The following is a 20,534-nucleotide window of genomic DNA, read 5'->3' on the forward strand; positions in this document are numbered from 1 at the left end:
TACAGGATTATTTGTCAGCAAGTGCTGCAATGCCCGGCATCTCTTTGCCTTCGAGGAACTCAAGCGTAGCGCCGCCGCCCGTCGAAACGTGCGAAATCTTGTCCGTCAGGCCCGTCTTCTTCAGGGCTGCAACGGAGTCGCCGCCGCCGACAATGGAAACAGCACCATTTTCCGTTGCTTTGGCAACAGCCTGAGCAACAGCGAGCGTGCCTTTGGCGAAAGCGTCGAATTCGAATACGCCCATCGGTCCGTTCCAGATAACCGTCTTTGCGCCTGCGAGAGCTTTCGTGTACTCTTCCGAAGTCTTTACGCCGGAATCGAGTGCCTGCCAGCCATCTGGTACCTTGTCAACATCAACCGTCTGCGTGTTGGCATCCGGAGCGAATTTATCGGCAATGACGAGGTCAACCGGCAGAACGACTTTAACGCCCTTCTCCTCAGCTTTCTTGAGGATGTCGCGTGCCAGGTCGAATTTATCCGGCTCGCAGAGGGAATCACCGATTGGCAGGCCCTTGGCTGCATCAAACGTATGAGCCATGCCGCCGCCGATGATGATCGTGTCGCATTTGTCGAGCAGGTTCGTGATGACACCGATCTTATCGGAAACTTTTGCACCGCCGATGATGGCAACGAACGGATGCTGCGGATTCTCAAGTGCCTTGCCGATGTAGTTGATTTCTTTTTCCATCAGGAAGCCGGCAACCGTTTCGATGTACTTTGGAACACCTGCGTTCGAAGCATGTGCACGGTGGGAAACGCCGAAAGCATCGTCAACAGCGACATCAGCAAGCGATGCGAGCTGGCGGGCAAATTCCGGATCGTTCTTCTTCTCTTCCTTATGGTAACGGAGGTTCTCAAGCAGCAGGACATCGCCCGGCTTGAGGGCAGCAGCTTTTTCCTCTGCTTCTTTGCCAACGCAGTCCGAAGCCCATTCAACCGGACGGCCGAGCAGCTCCGAAAGGTGTTTTACGAGATATTTCGTGGAGAACTTGTCCTCACGTGCCTCGGTCGGACGGCCGATATGGCAGGCGATGACCAGAGCAGCACCATGATCGAGTAGATAGTTCAGGGTCGGCAGCGTGCGGACCATGCGCGTATCGTTCGTGATGTTCATCTTGTCATCGAACGGAACATTGTAATCAACGCGGACAAATACTTTTTTGCCATTTACATCAATGTCTTTGATGGTTTTCTTGTTCATCGTAAAACCTCCAAGGTTTATTTCTCTCATAAAAATGAGGCCCGGCCCAAACAAACGGCCGGACCTCAAGAGATCTTCTACTGTATTCAGTTGAGAACTCTTAATTCAATTACTTAACTTCCTCAGCGAAGTATTTGATCGTGCGAACCATCTGGCTCGTGTAGGAGTTCTCGTTGTCGTACCAGGAAACAACCTGTACGAGCGTGTTGCCGTCAGCCATCGGGCTAACCATCGTCTGCGTTGCATCGAAGAGGGAGCCATAACGCATGCCGACAACATCCTTCGAAACGATTTCGTCCGTGTTGTAACCGAAGGACTCCGTGGACTCTTTCTTCATCTGCTCGTTAACCTGGTCAACCGTAACGTTGCCCTTAACAACTGCATAGAGCAGCGTCGTGGAGCCCGTCGGGGTCGGAACGCGCTGTGCAGCACCGATGAGTTTGCCATCGAGTTCCGGAAGAACGAGGCCGATAGCTTTTGCAGCACCCGAGGACGTCGGAACGATGTTCTCAGAAGCAGCACGGCTGCGGCGGAGGTTGCCCTTGCGCTGCGGGCCATCAAGGGTCATCTGGTCACCCGTGAAAGCGTGAATCGTCTGCATGATGCCGCTCTGGATCGGAGCGAGGTCATTCAGAGCCTTTGCCATCGGAGCGAGGCAGTTCGTCGTGCAGGAAGCAGCGGAGATGATCTGCGTGCCAGCCGGAATCGTCTTGTGGTTCGTGTTGAATACGATCGTCGGGAGGTCTTTGCCTGCCGGAGCGGAGATAACGACTTTCTTAGCGCCAGCTTTGAGATGAGCGGAAGCTTTCTCTTTGGACGTATAGAAGCCCGTGCACTCGAGGACAACGTCAACGTCATGCTTAGCCCAAGGAATGTTAGCAGCATCTTTCTCAGCATAGATCTTGATCGTCTTGCCGTTTACCGTGATGCTGTCTTCGCCAGCTTCAACCGTGTCAGCATACTCGTACTTACCCTGGGAGGAATCGTACTTCAGAAGATATGCGAGCATCTTCGGGCTCGTGAGGTCGTTGATAGCGACAACTTCATAACCCTCAGCGTCGAACATCTGACGGAATGCGAGACGACCGATACGGCCAAAACCATTGATAGCAACTTTTACTGCCATTTGAAAATTACCCCCTAAATATTCTTAGAAGTTTCAGTTCTTACAGCTCTAATGATACAATAAATGCCGGCAAAATGTCAATGGTTTTATCATAAATTGAAGCAATTACAGTAGCAATAAAAATGCATATTGTCAAAATATTATATTTTAAATCCATAACAATATTATTTTGGTTATGAATCCCGTTCAATACTGACAAACAATACATTCCTTCGCTTTTCCAAAGAAAAACTGACAAGCAAAAATGCTTGTCAGTCAGAAGATCATATATAAATATTGTTTATACTTTATAGCTTAGTCATTCGTCGCATTCTGCTCTTCTTTTTCCATTTTTTCGAGGGCCAGCAGTGCCTGTACGAGAATTGCGCACTCCAGACGTTTTTTCTGGATTTCGCAGCCAACCTCATATGGCTCACGGATGTTGCCATGGAAGAGGTCTGCGTTGGCGTGGCAGCCGCCCGAACAGAAGAAACGGGCCCAGCAGTCGCGGCACTTCGGCTTGTTGAGCACATGGCTCTCGCGGAAATAAGCCGGCAGTTCCGTATTCGTGATGCCTTCGTAGATATTGCCGAGCTTGTAGCCTTCACGGCCGACGAACTGATGGCATGGATAAAGGTCGCCATTTTCGGAGACCGCAACGTATTCATGGCCGGCACCGCAGCCCGAGAGACGCTTCGCCACACACGGGCCGTTCGAAAGATCCATATTGAAATGGAAGAACCAGAAGCCCCTGCCCTCGCGGTGACGCTTCATATACGCCTCTGTCAGGCGGTCGTATTCCTCACGGATGCGCGGCAGGTCTTTTTCGGTGAAGCCCAACGGGCTGTCCTTCATGACGACCGGCTCGACCGACAGGATGTTGAAGCCTTCATCAACCATCGAGAGCACATCGTTCGTGAAGTCCATATTGTTGTGCGTATAGGTGCCGCGCAGGTACGTATAGACGCCGCGGTAGTCCCAGTCGCCGCCCTTGCGGCTCGCGATGCATTTCTTGAAATTCTTCACAATGCGGTCATACGTGCCGTGACCGCCGGCATCCGGGCGCATGGCGTCGTTGACTTCCTTGCGGCCGTCGAGCGAGAGCACGAGGGAAAAGTCATTGTCATTGAGCCATTTGATATTTTCGTCATTCAGCAGCATACCGTTTGTCGTCATGGTCAGCTTGAATTTCTTGCCCGTATCCTTCTCACGCTCACGGGCATATTCCGTGACGGCCTTGACCGTCTTCATGTTCATCAGCGGTTCGCCGCCAAAAAAGTCAACTTCGCAGTGTTTGCGCGGACCGCAGCTCTCGATGAGGAAATCAATGGCGCGCTTGCCAACTTCCGGTGTCATGACGGCGCGTTCCTGTCCGTAGCTGCCGCCATCGCCGAAACAGTACTTGCAGCGCAGGTTGCAGTCCTGCGCAACCATGAGGCAGATGGACTTGATGAGGCCCTTCTGCTTGAACGTCGGCGGTACATCGATATCCGGTGCAAAGAGTTCGCCCATCTTCATGAGCTCGTGAAGTTCGCCAAGGGCCTCGCGCAAATCGGCTTCTGGGTACGTCCCCCTGAGGGCTTCAACGACAGCTTCGTCATTCGCGCCGTCAAATGTATCCATCATATCGTAAATCATCTTGTCGATGACATGAACCGCACCGCTGTTGATATCGAGCAGGATATAATGGCCGCCCTGCTCGAATTTATGGATTTTCGCTTTCATTACTTCTCCTTATAATAGAAAAAAGCCTTCCCGTATGGGAAGGCCTCTTACGAAAAATTATTTCTCGCAAACCTGATTGCCTACCGTGCAGGAAGTCTTGCAAGCAGACTGGCAGGATGCCTGGCACTCGCCGCAGCCGCCCGTCTTGAGCGAAGCCTGCATCGAAGGTTTGTTGACCGTCTTGATGTGTTTCATCGTCAGCCCTCCTAACTAGATAAAAATCATATCTTCTTTTATTCTATCCGTTTTCGGACATCTTCGCAAGAATTTATTTTTTCATAGCCTGCCCGGGCAAAAAAAATACGCGGTATGCCAGCAGGCATATCGCGCAAAAAGGAAAGAAAAGAATCATCTCGGGGAAAGAATCATCTTCATAAAAATAGAATCACCTTTTAGAGAATAAGAGTCTATTCAATAACCTTAGAAGACGCGTGGATTATCAGAAGAAGAATTCAACACGGCCCCAAAGGGTATCGACATCGCGGTCGGAGTCAATGCTCTTGCCATTGAAGTACTTCGCCGTAGCGAGGACATTGTGGAACGGTGCGTAGTTAGCGCCGACTTCCCAGCCCTTAGCACCGACGACCTGGGCATCTTCCGTGCCAAAGATCGACGTGTACGTGCCGAGGTAACGGTAAGCGGCATAAGCGCCCCACGTACCCTTGTTGGCCGGCTCTGCACCTTTATAATTGTAGAGAACCTGCCAAGATTTATCGAGATTATCGGCACTCGTGTTGTTCGCATAAGCACCGAACAGGGCGTTCGTCTTATCAAAGCGGTAGCCGAGGTTTGCCGACCAGATGTCGGCATTGTCCTCGTCATTCTTGCCATTCGTGTACGTCTCGCCCTTGTTGAGATCGTCTTTCAGGCCCTTAAAATCATCGGAATTAAGATGATAGTAGCCTACGCCGCCAGTCAATTTGCTGACCTCTGGTGCATCATACTGAACCGTGATGCCCTGGAAGTTGGCCGAATCGCCAATATTCGTATCTTCGCCACGTTTCCAAGTGCTTGCTTTCTGGTCATCAACATCAAGACGACCAGCCATCAATGTCGTTTTAACATTGCTGCCAAAGGCAACCTGAGCACCGGAGAACGCATTTTCTTCATTATCAAAAACCAAACCATTTTCTGGCGTCTCAAAGCCAAGTTTACCAAGCTTTACCTGGAAGTTCTTGTAATCGCCCTGTGCATAGACACGTTTGAGGTCAACCTTATCCTCATCATGATCTTCGCCCGCGCCTTTATCATCGGACATTTCCGTCGTGGCATCGAGACGGGCGTTTACATGCCAATGGTCATTGACCTCAGCGCTCGGTTCGAGACGAAAGAGCAGCTTATCGGAATTGTCACGGTCCTTGCCGCTGTCACCGGCATGCTCCGTACGCACGCTTCTGTACGTGTAACGTGCTTCGCCGTTCCATTTTACCATGTCGGCATTGCGCTCGAGGTTGCTGACGCGGACACCGAGGTTGTTGAGTTCATCGGAGAACTCAGCAGCGAGTTTGTCAATCAGCGCCTTATCGGCTGCCGAAACATCCGTCTTGGCCATAGCCTTGGCGACCATCTGTGCCATTTCATAACGCGTGATGCTCTGGTTGCCGCGGAACGTCGTGTCGCCGTAGCCTTCGATGACGCCATCAGCAGCGAGCTGGGATACAGCATCGTATGCCCAATGGTCTGCCGGAACATCCGAGAACGGGTTAGCGGCTGCAAACGTCGTCGAAGCAGCGCCGACTACGAGAGCCGTCGTCAATGCGGATACGAGAGTCTTTTTCATAACAATCTCCTCCTTGTACAGATAACAACCTTATGTGTACAAGAGATTCACCAGAGGTAAGTTGCCTTGTTTCCTTTCTCTGTGTTTCTCCTGACAATCTTTATTATAGCATTAATTTACGAAGTGTCAACTAATAGTTTACATATTGTCAATTAACCTTTATAGCGGATAGAAGGATTGTCGTCAGGGGCTATCTTGTCTATAATAGAAAGAGAATATTTGAACACGAACCTTAATTTAAAGCTAAGGAAGGATTCTTTATGACATTTCAGCGTGCCCGCAAGGCGGCCCAAATTGAAGAACGCAAGGAGCAGATCCGCAAGGCGGCTTTTGCACTCTATAAAGAAGGCGGCCTTGCACGTGTCACCTTCACAAACATCGCCAAGCGGACGACATTCACGCGGCCGACAATTTACACCTATTATAAGAACAGCGAAGAAATCCTGCTCGATGTGCTCTGCCAGATACTGCAGTCTTTTGCACGGGAACTTCAGCAAATGTTTCCGGATGAAAAAAAAATAACCCGGAAACATTTCTGTCAGCAGCTGACAGACTGGATTATCTCGCATAAGGTGGAATTGCGCCTCTTTTCAATCCACCATACCCAGCTGGAACCAAAAGTCCGCTACGAATTGCTGGTGAAGTTCTGTCATGAACTGTTCACGACCTTCGATTTCTATTTTCTCTTCCTAGAACAGCAATGTCCCCAAAACAGTCGGGATGATATCATGAATTTCATCTGCTCCCTGCTCTTTTTCCTGACCAGCGTCTATCCACTGGCCGAACCTTCATCCATACAAATGCAGGCCTTTCAGGATGCCAAGCCCCCCTTTTCCCCGCCGCCTATCAACGAAAGCATTTACATCACGCTTTTTGCCCTGACTTCTCTACTGCATTTCGATGAGAAAGAAGATACTGCGCTCAAATCCTGAATGACAAAAAACCTCTGACGGAACGTTTCCATCAGAGGTTTTTTGATGCATATTTATTTATCTTGAGCAGATTTCCATATGGCGCTCGCAGAACGTCACAATCTGCAGCCCTGCCGTTTTGGCAAGTTCTGCTGCAGCTTTGAAGTTCATCGCAACATTTTCTGCCACGTGCGCATCGGAACCAAGGGTGATGTACCTGCCGCCGAGTTCCCGATAGCGCGTATAGACAGGCTTGAGTGCCTGCAGGGCGCGGCGGCTGCCGAGGCGGCGCGTGTTGAGCTCCATGACCGTGTTTGTCTCGATGGCCGCGCGCAGGACCTGATCAATATCGTCAGGGAATTCTTCATATGAAACTTCAGGATTATCATACGGCGCATAGCGGCTGATATAGTCAATATGGCCGAGTACGTCGATGAAATCACCATGACGAAGCACATTTTCTGCCATGAGTTCAAAATAGCGGTAGAAGGCTTCTTTTTTTGTCTTGCCCTCATAATACGCAGGATAGTAAATATCCTGACCATCGACGATATGCTGGGAACCGATAACGAGGTCAAAAGGCACTCGCTGAATAAAAGCCTCATTCTGCCTGCAGATAGCTTCATTCATGCCAATCTCCACGCCGAGACGCAGTTTGTCGCCGCGGTATACCTCATAGGAATGCCAATATTCCTTAGGATTGAAGGTGAAATCCATCTCACCGGGGTAATCGAGGTCGAGATGCTCCGTAAAGACGAGGCCCACGCCCTCGGCTTCAGCCTTTTGCATGGCTTCTTCGGGATTCATCTCGGAGTCAGCCGAGAACGCTGTATGGCTGTGACTGTCAAAAATCATCGCACACCTCAGGCTTTCTTTTCTGCTTCATAGGCCTCTTCAAGAGCATGCGCGAGCTGGTCCGGGCAGGACGTCGGCCGCGGGCCGCAGGTATTGCCGGCAAAACGGCTGATGACAAAATCGATGTCCATGCCCTCGACGAGTTTCGAAATGCCGCTCAAGTTGCCATTGCAGCCGCCTTCAAAGGCGACATGCCTGATTTTTTTGCCATCGAGCTCCACCGTGATTTTCTTGGAGCACGTGCCCTTTGTCTGATAGGTATAGACTGACATATTCGTTCTTCCTTTCCAGTTTTCCAGCTTTCCAGCAAAATCAAAAATCAGCGGTCAAGGACAGGCACTTTGGCGCGGATGTAAATCATCGCAATGCCCAGGCAGATGAGGCCCGTAAGCAGGCCGAGCCAGCCATTTTCCGTCAGGCCGTCCACGATATAGCCAAAGAAACTGCACGTAGCCACGACAATGACATACGGAATCTGCGTACTGACGTGGTCGATATGGTGACACTGCGCGCCGGCCGAGGCGAGAATAGTCGTATCGGAAATCGGCGAAGCGTGGTCGCCGCAGACAGCACCCGAAAGAACTGCAGTCACGCAGACGACGAGCATGCTCGGGTCGCCCATACCGAGAACCGCAATGGCAATCGGGATGAGGATGCCGAATGTGCCCCACGACGTGCCCGTCGCAAAGGCAAGACCCACGGCGACGAGGAAGAAAATCGGCGGCAGGAACATGACAATCGAAGCATGTGCGCTGACAATCGCGCCGACAAAGCCGCCGAGATTCAGATAATCCTTGCTGCAGATACCCGAAAGCGTCCAGGCGAGACAGAGGATGAAGATGGCCGGCGTCATGGCCTTAAAGCCCCAGCCGAAGCTGTCGCAGAACGCATTGAACGAGATGATGCGGCGCGGCAGATACAAAAAGCCCGTGAAGACAAAGGCAATGAATGAACCGAGCACGAGCGATTTTGCCGAATCGCAGTTGGCGAAGGCTTCGGCAATCGTCTTGCCCTCGTGAATGCCGCCCGTGTAGAGCATGCCGTAAACACAGGCCACGATGAGCACGATGAGCGGCAGGATAAGGTCGATGATTTTGCCGTGGCCGAGTTCCATATCAGCCGATTTTTCTTCGGCATCCTGATATTCCTTCGGGATGACAAACTTCTTGTTGTTCTCGACAATACTTCTGCCCATGGCCGCAAAATCACGGCCCGACCAGATGATGAACAGCATGAAGAGCATCGTCAGCCAGGCGTAGAGATTGAACGGAATCGTCTGCAGGAACAGGCTGAAGCCATCAATCGTGCTGTCTTCCGGCAGCGAGGAACCGACAGCTGCTGCCCAGCTCGATACCGGCGCGATGATGCAGACAGGCGCAGCCGTCGCATCGATGATGTAAGCGAGCTTCGTGCGCGCAATCTTGAGCTTATCCGTGACAGGGCGCATGACCGTGCCGACCGTCAGGCAGTTGAAATAATCATCGATAAAAATGACGATGCCGAGGAGAGCCGTCAGGAGAAGTGCGCTGCGCTGCCCCTTGATGGTTTTCGAGGCCCATTCGCCATAGGCGCGCGTCGCGCCCGAGCGGCTGATGGCCGCCACGAGGATGCCTAAAATGACGAGGAAAACGAGGATGTTGACATTGCTGCCGACTTTATCGGCCATGACGGCGAACATCGTGAGAATGGATTCGAGGATATTGCCGCCCGTGAACAGCAGGGCACCGGAAAAAATGCCGATGATCAGCGACATGTAAACCTCTTTTGTCCAGAGTGCCAGTACAATCGTAATGACTGGAGGCAGTACGGACCAGGCTGTTTCTGCCATTATCATACCTACTTTCTTTGCTTTATTTTACAATACAGACCTATTCTATAACAAAATCGTCATAGGAGCAAATACTTTATGCAAGGTTCTGCGCGGCAAAAGCATCGGCAAGGCGGCCAAATTCATCAAGCGTCAGTGTCTCGCCGCGGCGCGTCGGGTCGATGTCCGCTGCTTCCAAAGCGTCGCGTACGGCCTCTTTCGGGAAGCCGCCACCCTTCAGCGCGTTCATGAGCGTCTTGCGGCGCTGGCCAAAGGCAGCCTTGACCACGCGGAAGAACATTTTTTCATCGCGTACTTTGACAGCCGGCTCTTTGCGCACACGGCACGAAACGACCACACTCATGACTTCCGGTGCCGGAATGAACGAACGCGGCGGCACGTCGAGCACGATTTCAGGCTCCGTATAATACTGTACAGCCACGGAAAGTGCGCCGTAGATGCGCGAACCCGGTTTGGCCGTCATGCGTTCCGCGACTTCCTTCTGCACCATCGTGACCATCTGCGTAATCGGCAGATGGCGTTCCAGAAGCGTCATGAGAATCGGCGTCGTGATGTAATACGGCAGGTTTGCCGCGACCTTGAACGGACCCTCGCCCATGATTTCGGGGATATTGACCTTGAGGATATCGCCCGGCACAATGCGTACATTATCATACGCCTTCAGCGTTTCCTTGAGTACTGCCGGCAGTTTTTTATCGAGCTCCACGGCCGTGACATCGGCACCGGCTTCGGCGAGGCCCTGTGTCAAGGTGCCAATGCCCGGGCCGATTTCGAGCACGCGGTCGCCGGGCTTTACCTCCGCGGCATCGACGATGCCCTGCACGATGCGCGCATCGATGAGGAAGTTCTGTCCGAGCTTCTTGCTCATGCGCAGGCCAAAGGCCTTGAGAATATGCGTCGTCACCTCGCGGCTCGCGATTTTTGGCTGCAGTACTTTTTCATCCTCTGCGTTCATTTCGTCTCCCCCTTTGCCTTTTCTCCGTCTTCCTGTTCCATTTCGGCCACAGCGCGGTCAAATTCTTCGCGCGTCACACCGTAGTGATTGAGCCTTGTCAGGAACGTCTTGGCATTGGCAAAACCGAGCCCGAGCTTTTCGCCGAGGCGCGCGCGGCGCGCCGAAGCCTCAGGGGCTCCCGACAGGCCGTGCAGGATGAGGTCTGCACCCGAGAAAATTTTCTTCGGCTCCCAATCGAGCGTGCGGACCTTGGCAAGTGCCTTGCGGATGGCCTCGGGTTTTGCCTGTTCAATGCCGATATCATCATTGGCCGTCGCTTCTTCCACGGGCACAAAAGCGTGCTTGGCCTCTGGAAAACGGCGTGACAGGTATTTGCGAATGCGTTCCCCCGCAGAATCGGGGTCTGTCATGATGATGATGCCGCGCTTTTTGTAGGCCTGCTCGATATTTTTGAGGGCCTGCGGCTTGAGGTTGAACCCCTCCGTAATGATGCAGTCGGCTTCGACTGCCTTGTCAATGGCGACGACATCCATTTTGCCCTCGACCACCAGAACTTCTTTAATCATATATTTCCTTTCTATATATTACGGCCAGTCAGTCTTCCAGAAGCGGCTGCACCGCCGCGTAAACATCCTTGTGGATGGCCTCGATGCTGCGTGGCTCATCGCCTTCGCTGCAGGGCACGCGCGTCCAGCCGTATTTTTTTGTCAAATCTTCATAAGCAGCGTGGCAGCGGTGCAGATAGTCGGTATCGCGTTCATGAATGTCTTTTTTTACCGCTGTCTCTGCCGCTCTTGCCGCAATCAGCTTATCCGCGACCTCAGGCTTCATATCGAGGAAGATGACCTTATCGGGTACGGGCAGCCCGAGCTTTTGGAACTCAAAATCCCAGAGCCAATCGAGAAACGTCTCACGTTCTCTTTTATCCGTCAGCTTGACGGCCTGATGCACCATATTCGAAGTCGTATAGCGGTCCGCTAGGATAATATCACCGGCTTCATAGTATTTTTTCCATTTCATGCGATAAGAAGCGTAGCGGTCGACGGCAAAAAACGTCGAAGCTGCATAGGCGTTGACGTCCTCGGCATGGCCGCCAAAATCGCCGCGCAGGTACATGCGCACGAGCATCGAGGAATCCGCCTGATAATCGGGGAATTCCACGCGGTGCACGCGGCAGCCGTCACGCAAAAGATGCTCGTAAAGGGCTTTGGTCTGCGTGGCCTTGCCCGAACCATCGCCAGCCTCGATGATGATGAGTTTTCCTTTTTTTGTCATACTAGCATATCCTCCGCTTTCACTTTTGGCAGACCACCTGCAGCTGCCGCAAAGAGGCATCGCGCGGGCCGACGACCTTGAGGCCGAGCTCCTGCATGGACTTGATATAATGGAGACTTTCGCGCATGATGATATCACCGGGCGCAAGAATCGGGATGCCCGGCGGATAGAACATGAGCTGCTCCGCGGCAATGCGTCCTTCCGCCTGCCAAAAATCCACATCTTCCTTGTCGGCAAAAAACGCTTCCCGCGGCGTCATGCCCTGCGGCGGCACGGCCGGCAGCTGTTCTAGTGCCTGCTCTGCCTGCTTCAAGACGAGGCGGCAATGCTCTTTAGAGAGTTTCCGCAGGGCCTGCAGCAAATAATCCGTCTGCTCTTCCGTATCGGCATACGAAATGATGAAGAGCAGATTGCGTGCATCGGAGAGCTCACACTGGATTTTATACGCATGGCGCAAAATGGCCTCGGCTTCTACACCCGTAAGGCCAATCCCCGTGACCTGCACCGTGACTTTCGTCGTATCGAGCCCTGACGCGCCGTCATAAACCGTATATTTTGGTCCAAACGACCAGAGGCCGTCGATTTCGTTGATGTCATGGCGAAGTTTCGCTGCGAGTCGTACTGCTCTTGCCACAGTCTCCGTGCCGTTTTCCGCCATCTGCAGCCGCGCGATGTCGATGGAAGCCAAAAGGAGCTGATTCGGGCTCGTCGACTGCAGGAGGCTCGCGGCCTCGCGCACGCGCTCGAGACTGATGCGTCCCTCACGCACGAGCAGCATCGATGCCTGCGTCATGGCACCGAGGATTTTATGCGTGCTCTGCGCCGCCATATCCGCACCGCAGTCGAGAGCCTGCAGCGGCAGTTCCTCGGAAAAACGCAGATGCGGGCCATGGGCCTCATCGACGAGCAGCAGCATACCGTGAGCATGAACGAAATCCGCAATTGCGCGCAGGTCAAAGGTCACGCCGTAATACGTCGGATAGACCACGGCCAGTGCCTTTGCCTCAGGATGCTCTAAAACAGCCCTTTTTACCGTTTCGAGTGTCAGGCCCATGGCGATGCCGAGCTTTTCATCGATTTCCGGCTGCAGGAACACGGGCTTTGCCCCTGCAAGGATTATGCCGCCAATCATCGAGCGATGGGCATTGCGCGGCATGAGAACGGTATCGCCCGGCCGCAGAGCACCCAAAAGCATCGTATGGATGGCCCCCGTCGTGCCGTTGATCATGAAAAAGGCAGCGTCGGCGCCATAGAGCGCCGCGGCCAATTTCTGTGCTTCTTTGATGCACATCGTCGGCTCATGCAGGTCATCGAGTTCTTCCATCAGCGAAACTTCTTCGCGCAGCCCCTCCGCTGTCACTAAATCCCGCAGCAGCGGATGTGCTCCAAGCCCCTGTTTATGCCCCGGCGTATGAAAGGCCATGGCACCATCCGCTGCATAAGCCTTCATGGCTTCCGCAATCGGTGCCCTCAAGTTCTTCGGCCTCTTTTTTTCCACGTTCCCATCTTTCCTTTCTGCTTTCTCCGCAGTTTTTCACAGGTTATCCACTGTTCCTGTTGAAAATGTGCATAAAAATGTGGATAACTTCGCTGAAAAACGTCAAGTTATCCACATACTGCATCGTATCATTTTTGCTGGCGGCGTACAAAGAAAATGCCCAAAAGCAGTACTGCGCAGCCCACGACGATGGCAATATCATGCTTCGTGAACAGCGTATCCGTGCCGCCCTGCTCTACTTTTACACAGATGGCAATGCCTACGAGCACGGCCACGAGGAGTTTCGAGAACTTTGACAAAAGCTGCTTGTTCATTTCTTGCCCTTGCGCTCCTTCGCACGCTCTTTTGCAGCCTTCTCCTTGGCCTTGACTTTATCGTCAAGTTTCTTCTGCTGCTGATATTTCGCATAATCGACGCCCATGCTCGCGAGTTTGTGCTTGACGCTCATCATCGGATGGCGCAGGAACATGCGCTTGCCCGTCGAATTCATGATTTTGAGGAATTCCTGCGTCTGTCTGGGGCCAAAGCACGGACGCTCACAGCGGTCGCAGATTGGCTTCGTGATGCCATACGGGCAGCGGTCAATCTTGGTCATGACCGTAGCTAAAAGAGCCGTGCACTTCGGGCAGAGTTTGCCGTCAGACGTGCCGTGATGGCTGTTGCAGTACATGCCAAATGTCTTGCGGATATTCGCTTTTTCCTTCGGAATATTATTTTTGATCTCTACCGGTTTCTTTTTCGGCAGGAAACGCGAGAAAATGCTCATGTCAATCACCCTTCATTGTGGTTTAGTGGTTTATAAGATAAATACTATTCTATTTTAAAGTCAATGGCCAAGAAAAGCAAGCCGACTTTCTTTTCTCGCTCATTTCCTTCTTATTTAAAGAGCTCGAAAAGCTGTTTGCCGATGAGTACGGTCGTCATGACGATGAAAAGAGGCCTTACATAGCCTGCTCCCTTCGAAAGTGCCACGCGCGCACCGCACCAGGCACCGACAATCATCGAAAGGCCCATGGGAATGGCGTGGGCAAAATCGACAATGCCAAAATAACTGAACAAAATGGCCGCGGCGATGTTGCTCGCAAAATTCAGGGCGCGTGCATTGGCCGCAGCACCGAGGAAGTCAAAACCGACCATCAGAAACGCGAACAGCAGGAAAGAGCCCGTTCCTGGTCCAAAAAAGCCGTCGTAAAAGCCAAAGGTAAAGGCCACGAGACCCGAGAGCAGCAGGAGCCTCGTGCTCATGCCCTGATACGTCGACTCTTTGCCCCAGTTTTTCCTGCAGATGCTGTAAATGAGCACGAGAATCAGCATGACGACGACGAGCGGCCGCAAAAATTCCGAAGGAATCTGACGCACCGTCACGACACCGACAGCCGAACCGATGAGCGAAATGGGGAAAAGACGGCGAATCAGCCAGCCGTCCACCTTGCCCGAACGCACAAACGTCACAAAACTCGTAAAGGCACCCATGACGGCGGCCACCTTATTCGTGCCGAGCACCGTAAGCGGCGGCAGCCCCGTCCACATCAGCGCTGGAATCGAAATGAGTCCGCCGCCGCCAACAACCGAATCGATGAACGATGCCATGAAGCCAAAAAATACGAGAAAGCCCAGTGTGTTGATATCCAATAATTCCATCGAAAACGTCCTTTCGTGAGTCAGATATTTTTTATTATACCATAAATACAACCCTTTCCCGCACGTCTGCACAAAAGAAAAAGCCCTGCAATAAAATTGCAGGACTTTTTTACGCGATATATTACTCGTCGAATTCTGCACCAATTGCACGCAGGCGGGCAATCGAACGGCGCAAAGCAAATTCGGCACGGTCAATATCAATATCCTTGCTTTCAGGAGTTCCCTGATGGAAAGCGGCGATACGTGCTTTTGCACGGGCCATGGCTTCCTTCGCACGGTTGATATCAATATCAATTGGCTGCTCTGCAGCCGTAGCGAGTACCGTAATCTTTTCCGGCGTGACTTCCATGAAGCCGCCAGCGACTGCGATGAGCTGTTCATCGCGGTCAGCGCCGATACGGATGCGCATCGCATGCGGAACAAGGCCGGTTACGAGGGGTGCGTGATGCGGCAGAATGCCGAGTTCACCGCCCGTTGAACGGACAATCAGCATGCTGATGTCATTCGTGTAGACCATTTTATCTGGAGAGACAATCTCTAGCTTGATAGTCGCCATCGATTATCCCTCCTCTTCTTTAATCTTCTTCGCTTTCTCGATAGCCTCATCAATCGTGCCGACCATGTAGAATGCATTCTCCGGCAGGTCATCATACTTGCCTTCGAGGATGCCCTTGAAGCCGCGAATCGTCTCCTTGAGCGGAACATACTTACCCGGTGAACCCGTAAATACCTCAGCAACAAAGAACGGCTGCGAGAGGAAACGCTGGATCTTGCGGGCACGCGATACCGTGAGCTTATCCTCATCGGAAAGTTCTTCCATACCGAGGATGGCGATGATATCCTGCAGCTCTTTGTACTTCTGCAGTACAGCCTGTACACCGCGGGCAACCTGATAATGCTCTTCGCCAAGGACATCCGGGCTCAGGATACGGCTCGTAGAATCGAGCGGGTCAACGGCCGGATAAATACCGAGCTCAGCGATCTGACGCGAAAGAACCGTCGTGGCATCGAGGTGGGTGAACGTACCAGCCGGAGCCGGGTCTGTAAGGTCATCGGCCGGGACATAGACAGCCTGAACCGACGTGATGGAACCATTCTTTGTCGACGTGATGCGCTCCTGCAGGGCACCGATATCCGTGGACAGTGTCGGCTGATAACCAACGGCCGACGGCATACGGCCTAAGAGTGCCGAAACCTCGGAACCTGCCTGAATGAAACGGAAAATGTTATCGATGAAGAGCAGCACATCCTGATGCTGAACATCACGGAAGTACTCAGCCATCGTCAGGCCCGTCAGGGCAACGCGCATACGTGCTCCTGGCGGCTCGTTCATCTGGCCGTAAACGAGAGCCGTCTTGTCGATGACGCCCGACTCGGTCATTTCACCCCAAAGGTCGTTGCCTTCACGGGTACGCTCACCGACACCGGCGAATACGGAATAACCGCCGTGCTCTGTAGCGATATTATGGATGAGCTCCATGATGAGGACCGTTTTGCCGACGCCGGCGCCGCCGAACAGACCAGTCTTACCGCCCTTAGAATACGGAGCGATGAGGTCGACGACCTTGATGCCCGTCTCGAGAATCTGGGCGCTCGTCTCCTGCTCATCGAATTTCGGAGCCGGACGGTGAATCGGCCAGAATTCCTTGTTGCCCACAGGAGCCGGATTGTGGTCAACCGTCTGACCGAGGACGTTAAATACGCGGCCGAGACATTCCGTGCCGACTGGAACCATGATTGGATGGCCCGTATCAACAGCTTCCATGCCACGCATGAGACCGTCTGTCGAGCTCATAGCAATGCAGCGCGTAACGTTGTCGCCGAGGTGCTGCATGACCTCGACCACGATATCAATCTTTACGCTCGTCTCACCCTTGATGGTGACGGCGTTGAGAATTGCCGGCAGTTCACCCGCCGGGAATTCAATATCTACGACAGGTCCGACGACCTGTACGACTTTACCTTTTGCCAATGGGAAACCTCCTTACGATGCCTTTACTTGAGCGCTTCGGCACCGCCCACGATCTCAGTGATCTCGCGGGTAATACCTGCCTGACGTACCTTATTGTAATGGATATCGAGCTTGTTGATGAGGTCCTCTGCGTTGTCCGTAGCATTGCTCATCGCATTCATGCGGGAACTCAGCTCGCTGGCAGCCGACTGCAACAAGGCTGCATAGATTGTCGTGAAGATGAACTGCGGGAGCAGAAAGCCAAGGACAGTTGCTGCATCCGGTTCATAGATGTACTCGGCATGCGGTTTATGATCCTGTTCCTCTGGTGCCTTGAATGGCAGCAGCTTCCCTGCCCGGGGTTCACAGCTGATTGCCGAAATGAATTTCGTATAGACCATCTGCACTTCGGAAATCTCGCCTGTCTTAAAACGTTCGATGATATCCAGTGCAATACTGCGGGCTTTCTCGACACTTGGACGCTCGCTGACGCCAACATAGCTCTTCACTACATCATAGCCACGATTTTTCAAATGACCAGCACCCTTGCGGCCGACAACTACAAACTGCGTATTGGCTTTATCCTCTGCAAGGCTCTCTGCCAATTTGCAGGCATTGCTCGTATAGGCACCAGCCAGCCCCTTATCTGCTGTCATCAGCAGGACAAGACGTTTGCCCTCAGGATGCGAATCGAGCAGCGGATGAGAAAATTCTCTGCCGGCATTGGCTGCGACCTGCGTTACGACTTCAGCAACCTTCTCTGCATAAGGCCGGTTTGCAATTGCAGCTTCTTTGGCATGACGCAGACGGCTCGTAGCGACCATGTTCATGGCACTCGTAATCTGCTTGGTACTCTTTACGCTCTTGATGCGATGGCGAATATCCTGTAAACTAGCCAAAAAGAATCACCTCGCTGCCTTATGCCATTTTATACGAAATCGTATCTCTGAACTCCTCAATCGCTTTCTTGAGCTCGGACTCCAGCGCATCATCGAACTTCTTCTGCTCAATAATCTTCTGGCCGACTTCCGGATGCGTCGTCTTCATGAATTTAATGAAGGAATCCTGGAACTCTACAACCTTCTCGACAGGGATATCCGCGAGATAACCATGAACAGCCGTGTAAAGGACCATGACCTGATCCTGTACAAGCATCGGGCTGTACTGCGGCTGTTTCAGTGTCTCTACAACGCGAACGCCGCGGTCGAGCTGTGCCTTCGTAGCTTTATCGAGGTCAGAAGCGAACTGCGAGAACGCTGCAAGTTCGCGGTACTGAGCAAGGTCAAGACGAAGGGTACCTGCAACCTGCTTCATAGCCTTGATCTGAGCCGAACCGCCGACACGCGATACGGACAGACCAACGTTGATTGCCGGACGGATACCAGAATAGAAGGAGTCCGTCTCGAGCATGATCTGACCATCGGTGATGGAGATAACGTTCGTCGGGATATATGCCGAAAGGTCGCCGGCCTGCGTCTCGATGATTGGCAGAGCCGTGATGGAGCCGCCGCCAAGTTCATCATTGAGTTTGGCTGCACGCTCGAGCAGACGGGAATGTAAGTAGAAGACATCGCCCGGATATGCTTCACGTCCTGGCGGTCTTCTGAGCAGCAGGGACATAGCACGGTAAGCAGCTGCGTGTTTCGTGAGGTCATCGTAGACGCAGAGGCAGGCCTTGCCCTGATACATGAAATGCTCAGCCATAGCGCAGCCTGCATACGGTGCAAGGTACTGCAGCGGCGAGCTGTCAGCAGCCGTAGCAGCAACAACAATCGTATACTTCATTGCGCCGCGTTCTTCGAGCGTCTTGACGACACGTGCAACCGTCGAAGCCTTCTGGCCGATAGCTACATAAACGCAGATACAATTCTGATCATGCTGATTGAGGATCGTATCAACGGCGATGGCCGTTTTACCGATACCACGGTCGCCGATGATGAGCTCACGCTGGCCGCGGCCGATTGGTACGAGGGCATCGATAGCCTTGATACCGGTCTGCAGCGGCTCTTTTACCGGCTTACGGTCGGCAATGCCCGGTGCATGGAACTCAACAGGACGCGTCTCCGTCGTCTCAATCTTGCCCTTGCCATCGATAGGACGGCCCAGTGCATCGACAACGCGGCCAATCATGGCTTCACCGACTGGTACCTGCATAATGCGGCCCGTGCGTTTTACCTGCGAGCCCTCTTTGATTTTCGTCTCACCGCCTAAGATAACGGCACCGACATTGTCCTGCTCAAGGTTCAGGACCAAACCATAAATATCATCGCCGAAATCGAGAAGCTCGCCAGCCATAGCCTTTTCGAGGCCATGGATATGAGCGATACCATCACCGATTTCGATAACGGAACCAACATCATCGACATTAAGATCGAGATCGTAATTCTTGATCTGGTCTTTAATGATGGCTGTTATTTCTTCCGGATTCATTTTCATAACTTCGCTGTCACCCCAGTTTCATCACTTGTTTGCCAGTAATTCATTCTTCAGCGTTTCGAGACGGCCAGCGACACTGCCATCAATGCGGCGGTCGCCAATCTTGACAACCACGCCGCCGATGAGGGCCTTATTTTCATGGAGACGAAGCTCCACTTTCTTACCCGTCACCTGCTCCAGCTTCTCGGCTATTGCCTTCTGCTGTTTCTTGCCTGCCGGAATGGCGGTCGTCACGTCTGCGATCAAGATGCCTCTGGCTTCGTTGGCATAAGCATGGTACTGGTCATCAATCGTTCCCAGCAGCATAAAGCGGCGCTTATCCACCAGCAGCATCAGGAAGTGATACATGTCCTTTGAGATTTTTCCCTCGAAAATCTTCTTGAGAAAACCCTTCTTCACCTTCTGGTCGACCTGCGGATTAGACAAGAATGCCATGGCCTGCGGCACAGACTCCAGTCCCTGCCGGACCTCAGAAAGTTCCTTGCCATACTCCACAAGCTTATCCTCTTCCTGCGCAATCTCGAAGATAGCGCGGGAATATTTCCGTGCAAGCTGTATGTTTAGCATGGCAGATCCCCAACCTTATCCTTGTCCAGCTTATTGACAAATTCTGTAATAATCTGCTCGTTCTGCGCTTTGTCGATATTCTTCTCGATGATCTTGCCTGCAGCGGCCATGGAAAGAGATACGACATCTGCGCGCAGCTGTTCCATAGCGCGTGCGCGGTCTCTCTGGATTTCAGCAGCAGCAGCCTTTTTCATCTGCGCAATCTCATTTTTGGTCTCGCGGATGCTGTCCTCACGCGTCTCGCTGGCGCGCTTCTCCGCATCCTTGACAATCTCTTCCGCCTTTGTACGCGCCTCTGCCAGCGCTTTGCGGCGTTCCTCGAGAACAGCCTGTGCCTCTGCCACATCGGCATCAGCCTTATTGAGGCTTTCTGCAATCTTATCCTCACGTTCCTTGAGGATCTTCTTGACCGGTTTATAAGCCAGCTTCTTGAGAATGAACACGAGCACCAGGAAATTGACAATCTGCGCAAAGAATGTAGCGTTTAAATCAATCAACCTTCATGCCTCCTTCATCTTTTCCTTGCATCAGGCAAATCTTATTTGATCAGCGGATTTGCATAGAGCATGATGAAGGCAACGACGACCGAGATGATAGCCATTGCCTCGATGAGGCCGACGGAAATCAGTGTGTTGACAAACAGCGTGTTCTTTGCTTCCGGCTGACGCGTGATACCCTCGATGAAACGGCCCGTGACAAGACCATCACCGATACCAGCACCGACTGCAGCGAGACCGGCAGCAAGGCCAGCACCGACAAGAGCACCTAAGATCATGATTGCATTTTCCATTGAATAATCCTCCTTG

23 protein-coding genes are annotated in these 20,534 nt (G+C 52.6%); 1 reads left to right on the top strand and 22 read right to left on the bottom strand.

Annotated features, from left to right (window positions below; translation table 11 throughout):
• Nucleotides 1-7: 7 nt before the first annotated feature.
• The 5 genes from ACE419_RS06985 to ACE419_RS07005 all read right to left on the bottom strand — a co-directional run bounded on the left by ACE419_RS06985 (nucleotide 8) and on the right by ACE419_RS07005 (nucleotide 5,811).
• Nucleotides 8-1,201, bottom strand: a complete 1,194-nt coding sequence (locus tag ACE419_RS06985) for a phosphoglycerate kinase (protein WP_435721467.1) — start codon at nucleotides 1,199-1,201, stop codon at nucleotides 8-10.
• A gap of 109 nt (nucleotides 1,202-1,310) precedes the next feature.
• A complete protein-coding gene (gene gap, locus ACE419_RS06990; protein WP_295634947.1) occupies nucleotides 1,311-2,327 on the bottom strand; it encodes a type I glyceraldehyde-3-phosphate dehydrogenase in 1,017 nt (338 codons plus the stop codon).
• 294 nt (nucleotides 2,328-2,621) lie between these two features.
• Complete coding sequence (gene scfB / locus ACE419_RS06995; protein ID WP_435721468.1) at nucleotides 2,622-4,031, bottom strand: thioether cross-link-forming SCIFF peptide maturase; 1,410 nt, start codon at nucleotides 4,029-4,031, stop codon at nucleotides 2,622-2,624.
• Between the two features lie 57 nt (nucleotides 4,032-4,088).
• Nucleotides 4,089-4,226, bottom strand: a complete 138-nt coding sequence (scfA, locus tag ACE419_RS07000) for a six-cysteine ranthipeptide SCIFF (protein WP_005841055.1) — start codon at nucleotides 4,224-4,226, stop codon at nucleotides 4,089-4,091.
• A gap of 244 nt (nucleotides 4,227-4,470) precedes the next feature.
• Entirely contained in the window at nucleotides 4,471-5,811 is a 1,341-nt protein-coding gene (locus ACE419_RS07005) for an S-layer homology domain-containing protein (RefSeq protein WP_435721469.1), read from the bottom strand.
• A 260-nt stretch (nucleotides 5,812-6,071) separates the two neighbouring features.
• Between ACE419_RS07005 and ACE419_RS07010 the strand changes: the two genes are divergently transcribed.
• Nucleotides 6,072-6,743 carry a TetR/AcrR family transcriptional regulator gene (locus tag ACE419_RS07010; RefSeq protein ID WP_432645961.1) on the top strand — a complete coding sequence of 224 codons (672 nt, stop codon included), beginning with the start codon at nucleotides 6,072-6,074 and terminating at the stop codon, nucleotides 6,741-6,743.
• 57 nt (nucleotides 6,744-6,800) lie between these two features.
• On the opposite strand, the gene ACE419_RS07015 is transcribed toward ACE419_RS07010, so the two are convergent.
• From ACE419_RS07015 to atpE, 17 genes are all read right to left on the bottom strand, one after another.
• Complete coding sequence (locus tag ACE419_RS07015) at nucleotides 6,801-7,577, bottom strand: histidinol-phosphatase HisJ family protein (protein WP_435721470.1); 777 nt, start codon at nucleotides 7,575-7,577, stop codon at nucleotides 6,801-6,803.
• A gap of 8 nt (nucleotides 7,578-7,585) precedes the next feature.
• The gene (locus tag ACE419_RS07020; protein WP_432645963.1) at nucleotides 7,586-7,849 is read right to left on the bottom strand and encodes a TIGR03905 family TSCPD domain-containing protein; all 264 of its coding nucleotides are present in this window, start codon (nucleotides 7,847-7,849) and stop codon (nucleotides 7,586-7,588) included.
• Nucleotides 7,850-7,896: 47 nt separating this feature from the next.
• Nucleotides 7,897-9,405, bottom strand: a complete 1,509-nt coding sequence (locus ACE419_RS07025; protein ID WP_432645964.1) for a Na+/H+ antiporter NhaC family protein — start codon at nucleotides 9,403-9,405, stop codon at nucleotides 7,897-7,899.
• Between the two features lie 76 nt (nucleotides 9,406-9,481).
• Nucleotides 9,482-10,360: a 16S rRNA (adenine(1518)-N(6)/adenine(1519)-N(6))-dimethyltransferase RsmA gene (rsmA, locus tag ACE419_RS07030; protein WP_435721471.1), complete on the bottom strand. Its 879-nt coding sequence runs from the start codon at nucleotides 10,358-10,360 to the stop codon at nucleotides 9,482-9,484.
• The gene (gene rnmV, locus ACE419_RS07035) at nucleotides 10,357-10,926 is read right to left on the bottom strand and encodes a ribonuclease M5 (RefSeq protein WP_435721472.1); all 570 of its coding nucleotides are present in this window, start codon (nucleotides 10,924-10,926) and stop codon (nucleotides 10,357-10,359) included. Before rnmV ends, rsmA begins: the two co-directional genes overlap by 4 nt.
• A 28-nt stretch (nucleotides 10,927-10,954) precedes the next feature.
• On the bottom strand, nucleotides 10,955-11,635 hold the full coding sequence (locus ACE419_RS07040) for a dTMP kinase (RefSeq protein ID WP_435721473.1): 681 nt from the start codon (nucleotides 11,633-11,635) through the stop codon (nucleotides 10,955-10,957).
• Nucleotides 11,636-11,654: 19 nt separating this feature from the next.
• A complete protein-coding gene (locus tag ACE419_RS07045) occupies nucleotides 11,655-13,085 on the bottom strand; it encodes an aminotransferase class I/II-fold pyridoxal phosphate-dependent enzyme (RefSeq protein ID WP_435721546.1) in 1,431 nt (476 codons plus the stop codon).
• A gap of 176 nt (nucleotides 13,086-13,261) precedes the next feature.
• Nucleotides 13,262-13,447: a hypothetical protein gene (locus ACE419_RS07050; RefSeq protein ID WP_435721474.1), complete on the bottom strand. Its 186-nt coding sequence runs from the start codon at nucleotides 13,445-13,447 to the stop codon at nucleotides 13,262-13,264.
• Nucleotides 13,444-13,899 carry a nitrous oxide-stimulated promoter family protein gene (locus tag ACE419_RS07055; RefSeq protein WP_435721475.1) on the bottom strand — a complete coding sequence of 152 codons (456 nt, stop codon included), beginning with the start codon at nucleotides 13,897-13,899 and terminating at the stop codon, nucleotides 13,444-13,446. The genes ACE419_RS07050 and ACE419_RS07055 overlap by 4 nt, the downstream gene beginning before the upstream one ends.
• Nucleotides 13,900-14,009: 110 nt before the next feature.
• A complete protein-coding gene (locus tag ACE419_RS07060; protein ID WP_435721476.1) occupies nucleotides 14,010-14,774 on the bottom strand; it encodes a TSUP family transporter in 765 nt (254 codons plus the stop codon).
• Nucleotides 14,775-14,895: 121 nt separating this feature from the next.
• Entirely contained in the window at nucleotides 14,896-15,330 is a 435-nt protein-coding gene (atpC, locus tag ACE419_RS07065) for an ATP synthase F1 subunit epsilon (RefSeq protein ID WP_435721477.1), read from the bottom strand.
• A 3-nt stretch (nucleotides 15,331-15,333) separates the two neighbouring features.
• A complete protein-coding gene (gene atpD, locus ACE419_RS07070; protein ID WP_435721478.1) occupies nucleotides 15,334-16,746 on the bottom strand; it encodes a F0F1 ATP synthase subunit beta in 1,413 nt (470 codons plus the stop codon).
• A gap of 23 nt (nucleotides 16,747-16,769) precedes the next feature.
• The gene (gene atpG, locus ACE419_RS07075; RefSeq protein ID WP_295635001.1) at nucleotides 16,770-17,624 is read right to left on the bottom strand and encodes an ATP synthase F1 subunit gamma; all 855 of its coding nucleotides are present in this window, start codon (nucleotides 17,622-17,624) and stop codon (nucleotides 16,770-16,772) included.
• Between the two features lie 19 nt (nucleotides 17,625-17,643).
• Nucleotides 17,644-19,161 (bottom strand): F0F1 ATP synthase subunit alpha, encoded by a 1,518-nt coding sequence (gene atpA / locus ACE419_RS07080; protein ID WP_295635004.1) that lies wholly within the window; start codon nucleotides 19,159-19,161, stop codon nucleotides 17,644-17,646.
• Between the two features lie 24 nt (nucleotides 19,162-19,185).
• The gene (atpH, locus tag ACE419_RS07085) at nucleotides 19,186-19,728 is read right to left on the bottom strand and encodes an ATP synthase F1 subunit delta (protein ID WP_435721479.1); all 543 of its coding nucleotides are present in this window, start codon (nucleotides 19,726-19,728) and stop codon (nucleotides 19,186-19,188) included.
• Entirely contained in the window at nucleotides 19,722-20,225 is a 504-nt protein-coding gene (gene atpF / locus ACE419_RS07090; RefSeq protein WP_302488868.1) for a F0F1 ATP synthase subunit B, read from the bottom strand. Before atpF ends, atpH begins: the two co-directional genes overlap by 7 nt.
• A gap of 41 nt (nucleotides 20,226-20,266) precedes the next feature.
• On the bottom strand, nucleotides 20,267-20,518 hold the full coding sequence (atpE, locus tag ACE419_RS07095; RefSeq protein WP_295635013.1) for a F0F1 ATP synthase subunit C: 252 nt from the start codon (nucleotides 20,516-20,518) through the stop codon (nucleotides 20,267-20,269).
• Between the last annotated feature and the right edge of the window lie 16 nt (nucleotides 20,519-20,534).

Source organism: Mitsuokella apri, assembly GCF_047974105.1.
Classification (GTDB): Bacteria; Bacillota; Negativicutes; order Selenomonadales; family Selenomonadaceae; genus Mitsuokella.